The sequence below is a fragment of the Pseudomonas syringae group sp. J254-4 genome, from assembly GCF_032586855.1.
Lineage (GTDB): Bacteria > Pseudomonadota > Gammaproteobacteria > Pseudomonadales > Pseudomonadaceae > Aquipseudomonas > Aquipseudomonas amygdali.
The window spans coordinates 220,473-233,801 of record NZ_JAWHOO010000001.1; the positions used below are offsets into that span (position 1 = coordinate 220,473).

Annotated in this window: 18 protein-coding genes; all 18 read right to left on the reverse strand. The window is 57.2% G+C overall.

Annotated features, from left to right (window positions below; genetic code table 11):
- Positions 1-37: 37 nt before the first annotated feature.
- The 18 genes from RYB09_RS00990 to RYB09_RS01075 all read right to left on the reverse strand — a co-directional run bounded on the left by RYB09_RS00990 (position 38) and on the right by RYB09_RS01075 (position 13,278).
- Entirely contained in the window at positions 38-616 is a 579-nt protein-coding gene (locus tag RYB09_RS00990) for a tail assembly protein (RefSeq protein WP_316887151.1), read from the reverse strand.
- A 72-nt stretch (positions 617-688) separates the two neighbouring features.
- Entirely contained in the window at positions 689-1,081 is a 393-nt protein-coding gene (locus RYB09_RS00995) for a hypothetical protein (RefSeq protein ID WP_316887152.1), read from the reverse strand.
- 123 nt (positions 1,082-1,204) lie between these two features.
- Complete coding sequence (locus tag RYB09_RS01000; RefSeq protein WP_316887153.1) at positions 1,205-1,966, reverse strand: C40 family peptidase; 762 nt, start codon at positions 1,964-1,966, stop codon at positions 1,205-1,207.
- A 2-nt stretch (positions 1,967-1,968) separates the two neighbouring features.
- Complete coding sequence (locus RYB09_RS01005; RefSeq protein ID WP_316887154.1) at positions 1,969-2,718, reverse strand: phage minor tail protein L; 750 nt, start codon at positions 2,716-2,718, stop codon at positions 1,969-1,971.
- Between the two features lie 9 nt (positions 2,719-2,727).
- Positions 2,728-3,066 (reverse strand): phage tail protein, encoded by a 339-nt coding sequence (locus tag RYB09_RS01010; protein WP_058401793.1) that lies wholly within the window; start codon positions 3,064-3,066, stop codon positions 2,728-2,730.
- Between the two features lie 2 nt (positions 3,067-3,068).
- A complete protein-coding gene (locus RYB09_RS01015; protein ID WP_316887155.1) occupies positions 3,069-6,539 on the reverse strand; it encodes a phage tail tape measure protein in 3,471 nt (1,156 codons plus the stop codon).
- A gap of 10 nt (positions 6,540-6,549) precedes the next feature.
- Entirely contained in the window at positions 6,550-6,798 is a 249-nt protein-coding gene (locus RYB09_RS01020; RefSeq protein WP_316887156.1) for a DUF1799 domain-containing protein, read from the reverse strand.
- 62 nt (positions 6,799-6,860) lie between these two features.
- Positions 6,861-7,244 (reverse strand): phage tail assembly chaperone, encoded by a 384-nt coding sequence (locus RYB09_RS01025; protein WP_316887157.1) that lies wholly within the window; start codon positions 7,242-7,244, stop codon positions 6,861-6,863.
- Between the two features lie 3 nt (positions 7,245-7,247).
- Positions 7,248-7,904: a phage tail protein gene (locus RYB09_RS01030; RefSeq protein WP_316887158.1), complete on the reverse strand. Its 657-nt coding sequence runs from the start codon at positions 7,902-7,904 to the stop codon at positions 7,248-7,250.
- A gap of 66 nt (positions 7,905-7,970) precedes the next feature.
- Positions 7,971-8,879 (reverse strand): hypothetical protein, encoded by a 909-nt coding sequence (locus RYB09_RS01035; RefSeq protein WP_316887159.1) that lies wholly within the window; start codon positions 8,877-8,879, stop codon positions 7,971-7,973.
- Between the two features lie 15 nt (positions 8,880-8,894).
- A complete protein-coding gene (locus RYB09_RS01040) occupies positions 8,895-9,305 on the reverse strand; it encodes a phage tail terminator-like protein (protein ID WP_316887160.1) in 411 nt (136 codons plus the stop codon).
- Positions 9,302-9,958, reverse strand: coding sequence for a hypothetical protein (locus RYB09_RS01045; protein ID WP_316887161.1), 657 nt, complete (start codon positions 9,956-9,958; stop codon positions 9,302-9,304). The genes RYB09_RS01040 and RYB09_RS01045 overlap by 4 nt, the downstream gene beginning before the upstream one ends.
- Positions 9,955-10,323 carry a hypothetical protein gene (locus RYB09_RS01050; protein WP_316887162.1) on the reverse strand — a complete coding sequence of 123 codons (369 nt, stop codon included), beginning with the start codon at positions 10,321-10,323 and terminating at the stop codon, positions 9,955-9,957. The genes RYB09_RS01045 and RYB09_RS01050 overlap by 4 nt, the downstream gene beginning before the upstream one ends.
- Positions 10,324-10,368: 45 nt before the next feature.
- Positions 10,369-10,572, reverse strand: coding sequence for a hypothetical protein (locus RYB09_RS01055; protein ID WP_316887163.1), 204 nt, complete (start codon positions 10,570-10,572; stop codon positions 10,369-10,371).
- Between the two features lie 36 nt (positions 10,573-10,608).
- Positions 10,609-11,109, reverse strand: coding sequence for a DnaT-like ssDNA-binding protein (locus tag RYB09_RS01060; RefSeq protein WP_316887164.1), 501 nt, complete (start codon positions 11,107-11,109; stop codon positions 10,609-10,611).
- A 3-nt stretch (positions 11,110-11,112) separates the two neighbouring features.
- Complete coding sequence (locus RYB09_RS01065; protein WP_316887165.1) at positions 11,113-11,541, reverse strand: CTP synthase; 429 nt, start codon at positions 11,539-11,541, stop codon at positions 11,113-11,115.
- 45 nt (positions 11,542-11,586) lie between these two features.
- Positions 11,587-12,537: a major capsid protein gene (locus RYB09_RS01070; protein WP_316887166.1), complete on the reverse strand. Its 951-nt coding sequence runs from the start codon at positions 12,535-12,537 to the stop codon at positions 11,587-11,589.
- A gap of 12 nt (positions 12,538-12,549) precedes the next feature.
- Entirely contained in the window at positions 12,550-13,278 is a 729-nt protein-coding gene (locus RYB09_RS01075) for a hypothetical protein (protein ID WP_316887167.1), read from the reverse strand.
- Positions 13,279-13,329: the final 51 nt, after the last annotated feature.

Here is a 13,329-nt window from a genome sequence, read left to right on the forward strand (position 1 = left end):
AAACCGCCTCTCGGGCGGCGCGGTCTTGCGAATGTGGTTACGTTTTGTCTTCGGCGTAGATCGATGCCGAGATGATCGCCCCGCCCCAGCGCCTCTCGCCGATGCAGATCGGGACAGGGTTGCCGCTGGCCGTGGTGTTCTTGGCGCTGCCGAATGCGTAGGAAGGGGAGTTTTCGGGCGCAGCGCTCTGCTTGATGCCTGCCGCTTGCGGGCTAAGCATCTGGATCACACCGCCAGCCAGCAAGGCAATCCCCGCAGGGGCCGTGGGAGCTCCGAAGAAGCTTGCTGCAATCAGGACAACGCCAAGGACAGTCTGTATCAGACCTCCCCGCTTACTGCCATGCAGCACCGGCACAACCCTGACCTCGCGCGAGCCTCCAAGCCCGAAACCTTCCTCTACGACGTTCTTGCCGTTGCGGAATATCGCGAAGCGCATGCCGAGCCGGTCAAGGCGTCTAATCTCTTCAGCAAAACCTTCCAGTGTTGCCTTCAGGGCTTTGAACACCTCCCAGGTCTGGCCTGATTCGATCTGCCTGCGATGCACCCTGCCGAACTTGCGGGCCAGTGATCCAGATAGCTTGATCGTGGTCATGGGTGAGTAATGAATGGCTGCCATGCGTTTCTCCGGGCATGAAAAAGCCGCCCGGAGGCGGCTTCGAATAAACTCGATTTTTACTCAGCTTCGCGATTACAGGATTTTGACAGGTATATTGCTGGTCCCCATATCCCACCCACCGACTAAACGGTCATTTCGGATCAGAAATCTGTAATTTTTGGCCCCTACATACCCGCCGAAGCTGTTTTTAGCGTTCACTGCCACCTCAAGAAGATAGCCGCCTTCAACCTTCCTACCCTCAAAAACACTTCCAACCACATACCCCCTATAAACAGAGCCAAAGCTGTACCGGGCTGACTCAGGGTCTTTCAAATAGATCTGAAAAAAACTCCTGACAGCTTTTTCCGCATCAGCTTGGTATACCGAAGCGCCGTAGTCGGCAGCCTGGATTTGCTCCGGGGTGGGCTTCGAAGCACACCCCGAAAGAGAAAGCATCAATACAAACATCATCAAAAAAACGCGCATAAATTACTCTCCATGTTTGGCGTGAGAATATCATTTTACCGAGTATGTATAGGCGTTTACTAAATCTAAGCGTTGTATATTTTGAATGGATTTCTGTAGCAGGGACGGTTCTGGCGGTAAGAGTCAAAAAGAAGATTTTTCACTGTGCCGCAATATCAGGCGTGTCCGATCCAGCCACGGACCACCGAAAACGATGATCTCCGATGGTCTGCCGTATAGGTGGTGCAACAGGAAAGGCCCAGGTCCGAACACGCCAGCATCCTCGCCAGTCAGCGAAGCGTCCGCGCCGAGGTAGATGCCAGCGTGGTTCGGATGCTTGGTCCGCCCTACCTCCATCACGATCATGTCGCCACGTTGAGGCTGATCGACACGGACGAAGCCAGCGGCCTTGTAGTTGGATTCGTAGAGGCTTTCAGCCTCGGCGCTCTCCCACCAGCCATCCGTGCGCTTGAATGCTTCGAACTCCAGGCCGAACTCGCGCTTGTACCAATCGGCGCAGACCTGCCAGCAGTCCCACGCGCCATGCACGAACGGGCGCTTCAGAAGCGGCGTATTGCCGGTGGGCACTATGGTGCGCAAGTCGCCCTCGGGCCAACTGAGGATATGCCAGGGCAGTTCCGTAGCTTCGCACATCGCCAAGTCGCGCGGTGAAGGTCGACTGGTCGCATCAGGGTGCGAGTGGACAACTCCGATCACGGTACCCACATCTTCTGCTGCGGCGTAATCCTCGGGGCTGATGCGAAACTCTTCGTTCGGATCGGTCGCAGTGTTGGAGCAGGGAAAGTACTGCTGCTTCCGCCCCACGCTCAAAAGCAGCCCGCATGACTCGCGCGGGTATTCAGCCGCCGCGTGCGCCTGCACCGCCGCCAGTATGTATTTCAGCATGGTCAGCTCCGCGCGATCAGGGATACGGCGGGGAAGCCGCCAAAGGGTACTTCGTTGCCAGCCCCAAAACGCGGCGTGCAGCCGCGCGTCAACGTGGCATCGCAGACATCAAGTTCAGGGTTATCGGTGGGTTGCCCGTCCTTATCGACGTATGGACCGGTGTAGCCGCAGTTCGGCCCGCGATACCCACCAGTGAGGCACCAGTGACAAAGCGTGGTCATCTGCCGGCCAATCGATTCGCCGCCGACGTCACCTGGGCTGGCCAGCTCCCAAGTGACAGTTTCACCGTCCTCATTGGTCTTCTGATCGAGATACCAGACCTCAATCGTTTCCTGAGAGGGATCAGCGTCTGGGTTGCCGCCAAGGAAGTTCTCGGCGTCTAGATATCGGCCGAGCGTATGCCGCATTGTCAGCTTGAACTCAAGCAGATCCTCGAACGCCAGACAGAGCGCCGTGATACGGCCGTTGACGTTACCCACGGAAAGCGTGGGCCGGACTGCCGTACCGTCGCCATTCGCTTCAATGCCGTCAATCTGCATGGGCCAGGCCCCATATTCGTTGCCTTGCCACCAGATTGATTTGGCGGGCAGTTGATCAGCTTCAAGGCCGACAGCTATCAGTTCAGCGGCAGTGTGCGGGATGGCATGACCATGGAAGCGCAAAATGTCCGCGCCGTAATCAGAGCCATCGAGTTCAAACAACAGCGCTTCGCTGCCCGGCTCAAGCGCCTGGATATCAGCAATCAACGGCATGGGATGTCCTTAAGGGTGGAAGGCCCGGTCGAACGTGGCCGTCAATTTGAATACGTTGCCACCCACCGGGGTGGGTACTGGGTTTTTGCAGGTGAACAGACCAAGCTGTCCGAGCGGAGTGGTCCAAAGGAACGCTTTCGCACCTGCGTGTTTGTCGAGAAACTCCATGATTTTCATGACCCTTTCCTTCGTGCCGGTGAATGTGATCGGGTATGAATCCTCCTTGTTATTCGGTCCGTCGCCGACGTCCTGCTTGTAGCCATTGCCAAACTTGGAGGTGCGCACCCGATAGGTGATATCGGGCGCGTCTCCATGCTGGGTTGGCCAGGTAAAGGTTTCAATCGCCATGACTACCTGCCATTTGTGAGCCTCCAGATAGAGCCGCCAGGCTGCAGTGCTCGAGCAATTGCTGTCTCAGCCTCGGCTTTCGCCGCCTGCTGGATGCCTTTGCCCAACTGAGTAGATGCTTCCTGAGTGCTTGAGCCGCCCGATTCGCCGGACGTCTGGACAGATACCGAGACGGGGAAGTTGTAGGTGTTGGTTCCGCTGCTGCTGCCGCCCCCACCCAGCGCACGGACGCCGAGCTGGCCGCCCGCCGTTCGAGTCAGCGGCATGATTGCCTCATCGCCGGCCTCACCCATGACACCTACGCCGCCGCCAGCGATTCCAAACGCCGTTGGCTTGCTGACGATGCTATTTGTGAACGCAGCGCCGTTGGCGAACATCTGCACGCCGTTGGACCATGCACCGCCTTTGGCCTGAGCCACACCAGACCAGCCGCTTAGGGCTGAATCGCTGTAGCCAGCAGCTGTAGATCCCGTCGCAGAACCGAATGAGGTAGCTGCTGATGCTCCACCGCTAAAGTAGCTTGTAGCTGCTCCGAAAAGGCTCCCGAGCAGAGCGGAACTGGCCTGGCGCGTTGCAATACGAGCCATGTCGGACAAAATGGACTTTGTGAAATCAGAAAACGAAAATTTCCCTGATATGACAAAATTCGCCAGAGAGTCATCCATGCTGTCAAAAGCATTCGTGAATAGCGTTTTTGTTTGTCCAGCTACATCTCTGGCCTGCTCCAAATAGTCCTGGAACGCAGAAGATGCTCCCGAGCTCCAGCCGTTTTGGGCAACGGTCATATCGTCATAGTTGGCCTGGACAGCGTCACGCAGATCCTGCTGGTTCTTGTTGAGCGCAGCCAGTTTCAGGTTGTATTCGTCGAGGCTCATGCCCCGAGAGCCATCACCGTATTGGTTGGCCAGCTCGACCTTCTGCTGGTTAATCCGGTCATCTATGGAGTTCTGCTGGTCCGTCAGTCCGCGCTGGCGATCGCCCATGCCAAGCGTTGCCGCAGAGCGCAGCCCCTGTTGGCGCAACGTTTTGACCTGCTGCTCCAAAGCGCTGGTGTAGGTAGAAACAGCCAACTCCTGTTTCTTTAGCCTACCGATTTCGCTGGTAGCCAAAACAGAGAGTTCGGTGTCAGCCTTCTTCTGCGCCTCCACCATCGAGGTGCGAGCGTCGGCGATCTTCTGATCAAGTTGAATCCGTTGCTCGGCGCTGGTGGATGCCTTGCCCTTGGCCGCTTCAAGTGCCGATATCTCTGCCTGATAGGCCGATGTCACGTCATCCTTCTGCTGCTCGACAATCGCTGCACGCTGGCTGGCATAGGACTCGGCAGACACCAGTCCAGCTTTCTGCGATGCGTCCAGTTCCTTCTGGATGCCGTCGTAATAGCCGGTGATCGACTTAAGCTGATTCTGCGCATCGTTGAAGGCAGTCAGGTCGACCGCTGTCGCAGGTTTGGCAGGGTCTTTGTTTTTGTCCTTGATGTTCTGCAGGGTCTTGGCGACGTAGTCGGGCTGCACCATTGGGTCGGTGGGGTCAGCTTTCTTTCGGACTTCAACATCACGCAAGTATGCTTTTTCGAGCTTATTCCGTTTTTCTGCATTGCTGAGATTGGAATCGCTGATTAATTTCAGGCGCTGACCGGCCGCTATACCCTCCTGCTGGGTGCGAGTCTGCTCCGCATCGTATTTAGCGATATCAGCCTTCGCTGCCTTTGCGTCCTCCAGAAAGGTTTTCTGATCTTTCAGCGATTCCAGGGTCTTTTCTTTGTCTGAAAAGAGTCCAAAACCACCTGCTCCTACCTGTGCGATTCGGCGATCAACATCAGCTATCTGCTCATCAAGCGTATCGGCACGCCCTACCTCATTGACGCTGTCGAGAGCACCGCTCGCAGCATCTTTTATGCCCTTCCAAGCCTTTTGCCAAAGCCCAAGATTGTCCGTCACCTGCTTGGATCGGGCCTCAATCGTCTCGGCATATGTTTTAGTCAGAAGGTCAGCTGCACCGACTACGTCACCCTGCTCTTTTAGCGCAACGATCTGTGAATAGACCGATGCAGTGAGAAAGTTGTACTGATCATTCAGAGTTTTGGCGGCTGCGACCGGATCCTTCGCAATTTTGACGAACTCGGCAACGGTTGACTCGACCGACTTGCCTGTTGCGTCGTCCATCGCCGCTGCGGCGTCAGCGATTGTCTTGAAGCTACTACTTGCCACTACACCGCTATTCGCAAGCATGATCAGTGCGGCCGAAGCTTCGCCTACCGTCCCATTTGTAGCTGCTACCTGGCTCGCGACGCTTGCTATCTGATCTGCTGAAGATCCAGCATAGTTTCCAGTCAGAATCAGGGCTTTATTGTAATCATCCGCCTCTTTACTGCCTCGGCTATAGCCCAGAACCAGTGTGCCGACAACGGCAGCAAATGCGGCTACGCCTGCGACTATGGACAGCATGCTGGTCGTTGCGCCAGAGGCACTTGCACCAAGCGCGGTAATGCCTTCCTTAGCGTTTTTTGCAGCATCGGCAGCCGTATTGGCCCCTTCCGCGACACTGCCGAGGCTTTGCCCAGCAGCTTCTGCGCCATCGGCTGCGGCCTTGGCCCCTGCACCTACGCCTTCAAAAGCCTCCCCTACCGAACCTAACCCACTCCCGATCCCCAGGATGGATTTGATTTTACCGCCCAGGACATCAATCGTCGGCCCAATACCGCCGAAAGAGTCTTTGATCTGAAGGCCTTGCTGGAGAAAAACCTGCAGCGGGTTTTGCCCACCAACGAGGCTGGTAAAGATGTCCGAGAACTGCGATGGCAACTGACGCAGCGCCTGCTCAGTTTGGGTAGATGAAGTGCCAGTTTTCTTCAGTGTTTCACTGAAGTCTCCGAGCTTCTGACGCGATGCATCAATCCGTGTCGAGTACTCCTTGAACGTATCGGCATCTATGAGACCGGCGTTCTTGTATTTCTGGAGCTGAGCCTGCTGCTCATCAAGTTTGCCGAGCGCTGTCAGCGTAGGGTTGATTTTACCCAGCAGTGCCTGGAGCCCTTCAGCCTCAATGCCGGTAGCGGCCGCTGCCTTCTTCGTCGATTCAGCAAGTTGGTCGGTCGACCCCACCAAGGCATCAGAATCAGCCTGCAATCGACGCCGGAGCGCTGCAAGACTGCTGACAGATGAGCTTGAGGCATCTACCGCCGACGTGTTGCTGGTAACGCTGGTCGTCAGACGCTGGTAATACTCGCTCGAATCCAGCGAAGCCTTGGCCATCGCTGTGAGCCGAGAGATGGCCTGATCTGTTGTTTCGTTGAGTTTGCCCTCAGCCGAGGACAAGCTGGATGCTGCAGTCGACGCTTTGTCGAATCCCGAGGAAACGCCGTCAGCGGCCTTCTCTGCCCGGCCGCCAGCCGCAGCCAGTTTGTCCAGATCGGTAGCGGCCTGCGCGGCATCGCCGGAATCAACCTTGATTCCGAGTTCTGCAATGGTCGTCATGAGCGCTCCGTTATTTCGATTCGCTCATCACGAGCAATGCTTCGACCTCCAGTATGCGGAGGTCGGGAAAGATGCCAGGTAGTTCGTGCCGTTTGATGCCCGCCATGTGCGCCGTGGCGGGGATGACCGAGTAATCAAGGCCAGACGCCCCGCCCGGCCCTGTCCGCCACTGGGTAGAGAGAGATTCGAACAGACGGAATGCCTTCCATGAGCCGGGCCAGACCTCGACCTCTTCGACTGGTATGTCAGCCAATGTCATGCCAAATGCAGCCAGCTCTTGCTCCGACGGCCCAGGCTCGTACAGCGCCCGGGCCGCCGCCTTCAGTTTCCCAAGCGGGCCGGATCGTAGGCAGACTGGTAAGCGTCGATCACCGCCTGAGGCGCGCCAACGCAAGTGGTCACCAGTGCGGCAACGGCCTCGTCGGTGAACTTGTCGTCGAAGGACCACCCGGTTACGACGTCCTTGATCTGCTCGACCTGCAGCGCGATCTCAGACGCGGTCACCTCCTGCCAGGTGATGCCGTCGTCGATACGTTTGGCGTTCAGATCGGCGCGGGCCGTGTTCCAGCGGCCGAACATCTCGGCCAACGCTGTACGGTCCATGTACCTGAATTCAAATTCCACCTTCACCGGCGCTTCGCCAATGCGAGGAATCATCACCGGCGCTTTGAAAGTCGGGTTTTGAGCGATCTTGATCTTGGCCATAGGTTACGCCACCACTGCCGAGTAACGGGTTGGACGACCCGCTAGTGACAGGGTCATAACGCGGGTCATCAGGTTGTTTCGGCCCAGCGTCGGCGTCGTGGTGATGGACACATACGCGTTGTAAACGATGCTGCTACCGCCCGGCAGATTCAAACGAAGCACACGCGTCTGCTTGTCGTCGTCGGCAGCCTCTACGATAGCGACGTAGGGAAGGTCCGGGTCATCTGCCACGGTAAACGACATGCTGATCGGGTTTTTGGTGGTTGGCATCTGGCGATCATCGTCGTCGGCGAGGAAGCCGAAGGTCAGAAACTGTTGGTCACCACCGCTGGTATTCACCTCGGTGATCTGCGGCACTTCGACGAAACTCGTCACTTTACGCACCGAGCCGAGGCCAGAACCAGCCGGGTATGGCTGCACATTGGTGGTATTGATGTTTTCCAGCGCAAACGTACCGCTCAGGCTTTTGGAAACGCGAGTGGCCCGATCGTTGAGCCGGGTCCAGCCGGAAGTCACAGCGATAATGTCGCCGTCGCTCAGGCCATGTGCAGCGGCAGTGGCCACCGCAGGGTTTGCATTGCTCAGCGCAGTTACCGGGATGGCTGCGCCGTAGGCGGAAGCGATCTGGAGGGTTGCGCCGTTGGGGAGTCTGAAGCCCATGAGGTTTTCCTTTTTGCGAGCATAAAAAAACCCGCTCAAGGCGGGGTTGGAGGTATTGCTTGGCTGTTACTTTTTGGCGGCGCGGCAGGCGGCAATGATTTCGTCCGCAACCAGCCGGGCGGCTTCGCCCTTGATGAGTGATTGCTTGATGTAATTAACTCCGCCGATTGTCACTGCGACTTTCTCCTCAGCTTCGTCGCGAGTCACCACCTCTTTCTTGAGCTCTGATAAAAAGTCTTCGAGCTTGAAATTCTTCAGGCCTTCAGATAATTCCGTTTCGCTGATCGACCCAAGCAACTTATCCAGCACCTTCGAGGCGTCAGTTTCAGCATCGCAAGCGGTGCACCCCATTGAGTCGAATACTTTCTCGATCGGAGCTTCATCAAGACCAATGCCTACACCAGTCACGATCATCTGACCTGCAGCGTTGGTCGTGACATTTACGGACATCTTGGCCGCATCGACGAGTGCCTGACTCAGGAAGAGCTGATCACCATCAACAGCAAAAGGGGTTTCGGGCTTTTCGGAACTCTCTGTGATCTTTCCCAACATCATGCGGATATAGCCGTCATGCGTAATGGTGAGCTTGTCGCCCTCTTTCTTGATTGAGCATCCAGCGCTTCTCGAAGCACTCACGCGCGCCGCCACCTCTTCGGCCGTCTCGGGGCGCTGGTAGGTCAGTGTGGTGCGGATATCAGCGAAGTCTGGATCGTATGACTCGTCCTGAGTCGTGATCTTCGCGCTATCACGATACTGGGCGTGAATCTTGGTTATCTCCGAGCCGATGAGGGCGTAATAATCGAAAGCGCTCTCGGGAAGATCGCTCGCGGCCCACTCGGCAGCAGTCACGGTAACCATCTGGGGTTGCTCAGGCAGGCTGCCGACAGAAATCTTGGCCGAGTTGATTTCAAATTCGCCGGTTACTTTGTCAAGCTTCCAGCCGGAAACGCCCGGCACGTAGTTAGAACTTTGCATTTTCTTCTCCGATGATCAGTTGGTGTCTGATCGATACTGAAATGAGGCTGAGACTGTCAGCGCGCTGTCACCGGTGATCGGCGGCCCAGGCTCAACTGGCGTGAGCACCAGCACCTCGAACGCGTCTTGCTTGAGCCTGAGATAGGCCGGGAACAGAGCGTCAATGTCGTCGACAAGGCCTTCAGCTTCACCAGTCCCATTGCCTGCTGGAGTGACAACGTTGACCTGGAACACGCCGGTATAGACGCGGTGATCGCCCGACAAGGTGTCGGTACCGGTCCCGGCCGGAAGCATGAATGCTGCCAGATAAGTCTCGTCTGTTTCTGGCGTGAAGCTGACGCCCTGATAGGCGATCCTCAGGTTGCGCCCACCCGCCCACAACGTGAGTCTTTGTTCGAACAGTGAGCGGATTATTTTGTGGCTCATACCTGATGATTCCTGATGGCCGCCTCAACGATCTGCTGGAAGCGCGCCACGGTGATTCGAACCATGCCGCCCGGTGCCTGGGTCGAATGCCCAAATTCCAGCGGGATGGCGTATGGCAGGCTATTGGTAATGTAAGCGACATCGCCGGCGTGAAACTCCAGCACGCCGTTGGCGATGCGTGCGTTGGATTTGCTGCCGCTCGGATCGATCTCTTCTGTGGTCGTCCCATCTGGCGCGCCAATCCCGAACATCCAGTTGCCGCGGAATCGGCCACCGACGTAATCCTGGCCAGCTACAAGGCCGTTTACGTTGAAGTTCTGCGCACGCTCGGTCTTGGTCAACGGCTTGGCGTATTTCACGCCTCGCTTCAGGTTCCCGGACTTAGTGAAGTTCGACTCCGTCAGGTTGATAACCGTATTGCGCACGGAAACCCTGAAGTCGTAGTCATCGGCTGCGCGGGTGTTGGCATCACGGAACGCCATGTTGGCCGCCCATATCTCAGGCTTGCCGACAGGCGACATACGGATGACGCTGCTACCTATCTCGATGATGATGTCGCGAAGGCTGACATCGACCGCTTCCTTTGCCTGCTCGGCAAATTTGGCAAGATCGAGGGCGAAGCTACCTGACCGACCAGCACCTGCGCGGCTCATGAGCGCACCTGAAGCTCATAGAGCAGTGGCGTGCCTGCCGGATTGATCTCTTTCAGCGGTGGAATGATCGACCAGGTGCGACCCTGGACAACTACCTTGCTGAGCAGCGTCGGTGGCTGATCAAGGCCCTTCGCGGCAATCTTCAGCTTCTTGTCGCCAACCTTGATCAGGGTATTGGTCTGGAACTCCTGCCCAGTGAAGTCGAGCAGGATGCCTTGGGCGGTTCGCTCCGTGACCGTCTCTGGTGATGTGGTGCCGGTAGACGGGTTATAGCCGCCCTTCACCGCATCGCGGATGGTGACTGCCTGGCCGTATTCGGTAATCAGATCGAGGGCCATCACGGCCATATCTTCGTAGAAGGCCATGGTGGCTCCAATCGTGAAAAGCCCAGCGCTATAGCTGGGCTTTCTTTACTTCGTCTTGCCGGATATAAAATCACCCGCAGCTTTGGTTCTTTTTTTACGCTCGCGCAACAGTCCGTCAGCCAAATCAGCTGCGACCTCTACAGCCTGCTCAGGTGACTCGCTTGCTGCGATTGTCGCACCCAATGCGGCAGATGCATATTGATCCCAGGCAGCAGCCTCATCAGCAAACAGTTTTCTTTCATCCGACATTTATGTATCTCCGTTAGTGAAGGCGCAACGCTATCACTATGCGCGGACAGCAAACAACCCACGCTTCAGAAGATAATCCGCGAACTGAGTAGCGCTGGGCCGATCCGGCGCAGCGGGCAGCAATCGCTTGCTTGTGTTGCTGATGGTCGCGTATTCACGCTCCACCGCGCCGTCGACCTTTTCCTTCATGACCGCGCCCTTGCGCTTGTCGATAGGATCAATGTCGTCGGCATGAATCTCTGCGGCCAGAGCCATCTGACCGTACTGAATGCGTGCCGGAAGGTAACGCTCCGGTTTGTTCTCACCATCCAGGCGAATCTCCCGGCGAGGCCAGGACAGTGCCTGATCGCCGGTGGATTTGCGTCCCTTCCAGGTCATGCCGTCCATCACCAAGGCGGCCCGGCGCAAAACAGCCTCTTGCGCAGCCTCTTCAGCGGGAATGGCCACACCGAATTTCCCGGCGTAAATGACCAGTTCAGCGGCAGTGGCGTAGCTTTCAGCACCCGGTACGCCGGTGCCGTCCTCGATGATGAGCATGACTTATTCCTTGGTTTCGTTCAGGCGATCTGCTTCGGCCTTGGCCTGAGCTTCGTCACCAGCAAAGTCGCTGAATCGTACACCGTCACGGGTGATGATGATCCACTGGTTATCTGCTTCCAGCTTGGGGATGTAGACCGGTTCTTTCTTGGTGCCATCCCTCTGGGTGCCGTTGGACTCAGGCTTGGTTGGGCCTTTGCCTGGCTTTGCAGGAGTTTTGTCAGCGGCCTTGGCCTTCCCTTTCACCGGCGTCTTGCGTGTCTCGATCTCCACCTCAATCTCGACCGCCTTGTAGGCATCGACAATTTCCGGGTAATCGCCAACCACGGTGACCTTGGTCACGCCGCGTTCGACGTTCCGGAACAGATCCGGGTTGCGATAGCGCTTGTTGGGATCGAAGTCGCCGCGCTGGTTGCTGTAAACGAGTTCCATGATGTTCTCCCTGGCGGCCATTTCTGACCGCACCTGGCGGATGGCTTATGCAGCCGGAGTGAGTTCGATCATCACGCCTGCAGTGACCTTGTCGCTGGCAGAGTGCTTGACCCAGTTGGCGGAGGAGCCGACAGCGGCGAGCGATGGGTTCGCACCACCGGCAGTTTCCTTCCAGCTGTAACCCAGAACATCGATGTTCACGACGCCTTCAGCGCGGTAGCCGATGCCGAGGTTTTCTTCATCGTTGACTTCGTAGGAGCGGAAGCCCGGGGCTTGGGATTCAGTGATGGTCACTGCGCTTGGCAGCAGGCCGAAGATCACGTCAACCGGGGCAGTATCGGTAACCAGTACCGGCTTGCCCAGGGTGCCTGGCAGGCCGCCGTAGATCACGACACCCGCCTCTTCGTAAAGCTTGTTGGTGATGGCTTCGTCGACGATGTCGAAGTATGCCGAGGAGTGCATGACCCACAGCGCGATACGGCCGAATTTGTCACCGAACTTGCGCATGCCGCGGGTGAGCGTCTTTTTGCCGTCGGTCTCGATGCTGGCCTCAACGACCATTGCCGGGTTGGAGCCAATGGACGCGCGCAGCGCGGCAGTTGCATACTGGACGAAGCCTTCCAGTGTTGCGTCGGCAACATCCTGGCCGATGATCTGGGAGAACTCATCTACCGGGCGACCGCGGCGCTTGAACGCCTCTTCGGTCGTCTGGTATGGACCGTACTTCCAAGGAGCCTTGACGCCGACGGCCTCACCGGCACCGATTTTCTTGGCGACGACTTTGGCTTCAGAGTTCACATCACGGTGATCCAGAGAACCTGCCAGCTTGTAGAAGGCACGCTTGCGGAAGTCACCTTCGATCAGCTCGTTGTCGAGGATGATTGCGCCGTTGGAGGACGCGTTGAAGATGTCCAGGTTGTCCTGAACTCGTTCCAGGTATGCGGTCTGAGCCTCATCGTTGTAGATGATCAAATCGCTGTTCACAGTTGTTGGCATGGGTGAATCCCCTTACTTGGGCAAATTGAGGTATGCGGTTTGGCCGTGCTTGCGCTGGTAGTCGCGCTTTTGCGTGGCTGTCATTTCGGAGCGCTTCAGTGCAGCCTGGCCGCCACCCCCGCCCGGGGCATTCGTACCCGAAGCCCTTGGCCACAGGTGAGGAGCGCTTTCGCGCAAGGATTCCGCCCATTCGAGCGGGGTCAGAGGGGTCTTGCCGTCTTTGCCGAGAATGGTCTGACCAGACTCATCAACAGCGACCGCTTCGCCCTCTTCGTTCAGTGAGAACACGCCTTTGGCGCGCAGGATGATGTCGTCGGTTGCTTCAGGCAGCGCGCCGGCTTTGAGGGCTGCGCCGCGCACCGAGTCGCCCAGGACCTTGCCCTGGAACTTGGCGGCGAATGTTTCAGCCTTCGTCGCGCGCTCGCTGATTGCCTTCAACTGCTTGTCATAGTCGCCACGAAGACGCTCGGTGCGCTTGTTGAACACCTCGTCCACCTTGCCCTCTGTAAGCAGCTTGGTTTCCTCGTCCTGCCCGGCGCGACTCAGCAGCCCTTTGACGGCGTCGATGTCGATGCCCTCAAACTGGGTTTCAAACTGAGTAAGCTTGCCGGTGACATCTTTGAGCTTGCCCAGCAACTCACTGTTTTTATTTTTCAGACCGGCCTCAGAGGTTTTCACAGCGGCCTCAATAGCGGCTTTGATGGCTGGGTTTTCCAGGTCGATTTCGTTTTCTTCTGCCACGGTGATGCACCCCTTGGGTTTTGTCGGCCCGCCTTACGGGCGTAAAAAAAC

Bases quoted from the DNA above. Each gene is read 5' to 3' on its own strand.
- RYB09_RS01020 (WP_316887156.1), bottom strand. From the start codon at position 6,798: ATGACATTGGCTGACATACCAGTCGAAGAGGTCGAGGTCTGGCCCGGC.
- RYB09_RS01030 (WP_316887158.1), bottom strand. From the start codon at position 7,904: ATGGGCTTCAGACTCCCCAACGGCGCAACCCTCCAGATCGCTTCCGCC.
- RYB09_RS01045 (WP_316887161.1), bottom strand. From the start codon at position 9,958: ATGAGCCGCGCAGGTGCTGGTCGGTCAGGTAGCTTCGCCCTCGATCTT.
- RYB09_RS01005 (WP_316887154.1), bottom strand. From the start codon at position 2,718: ATGCCGTTGATTGCTGATATCCAGGCGCTTGAGCCGGGCAGCGAAGCG.
- RYB09_RS01025 (WP_316887157.1), bottom strand. From the start codon at position 7,244: ATGGCCAAGATCAAGATCGCTCAAAACCCGACTTTCAAAGCGCCGGTG.
- RYB09_RS01000 (WP_316887153.1), bottom strand. From the start codon at position 1,966: ATGCTGAAATACATACTGGCGGCGGTGCAGGCGCACGCGGCGGCTGAA.
- RYB09_RS01035 (WP_316887159.1), bottom strand. From the start codon at position 8,879: ATGCAAAGTTCTAACTACGTGCCGGGCGTTTCCGGCTGGAAGCTTGAC.
- RYB09_RS01040 (WP_316887160.1), bottom strand. From the start codon at position 9,305: ATGAGCCACAAAATAATCCGCTCACTGTTCGAACAAAGACTCACGTTG.
- RYB09_RS01010 (WP_058401793.1), bottom strand. From the start codon at position 3,066: ATGGCGATTGAAACCTTTACCTGGCCAACCCAGCATGGAGACGCGCCC.
- RYB09_RS01050 (WP_316887162.1), bottom strand. From the start codon at position 10,323: ATGGCCTTCTACGAAGATATGGCCGTGATGGCCCTCGATCTGATTACC.
- RYB09_RS00990 (WP_316887151.1), bottom strand. From the start codon at position 616: ATGGCAGCCATTCATTACTCACCCATGACCACGATCAAGCTATCTGGA.
- RYB09_RS01060 (WP_316887164.1), bottom strand. From the start codon at position 11,109: ATGCTCATCATCGAGGACGGCACCGGCGTACCGGGTGCTGAAAGCTAC.
- RYB09_RS01015 (WP_316887155.1), bottom strand. From the start codon at position 6,539: ATGACGACCATTGCAGAACTCGGAATCAAGGTTGATTCCGGCGATGCC.
- RYB09_RS01065 (WP_316887165.1), bottom strand. From the start codon at position 11,541: ATGGAACTCGTTTACAGCAACCAGCGCGGCGACTTCGATCCCAACAAG.
- RYB09_RS00995 (WP_316887152.1), bottom strand. From the start codon at position 1,081: ATGCGCGTTTTTTTGATGATGTTTGTATTGATGCTTTCTCTTTCGGGG.
- RYB09_RS01070 (WP_316887166.1), bottom strand. From the start codon at position 12,537: ATGCCAACAACTGTGAACAGCGATTTGATCATCTACAACGATGAGGCT.
- RYB09_RS01055 (WP_316887163.1), bottom strand. From the start codon at position 10,572: ATGTCGGATGAAAGAAAACTGTTTGCTGATGAGGCTGCTGCCTGGGAT.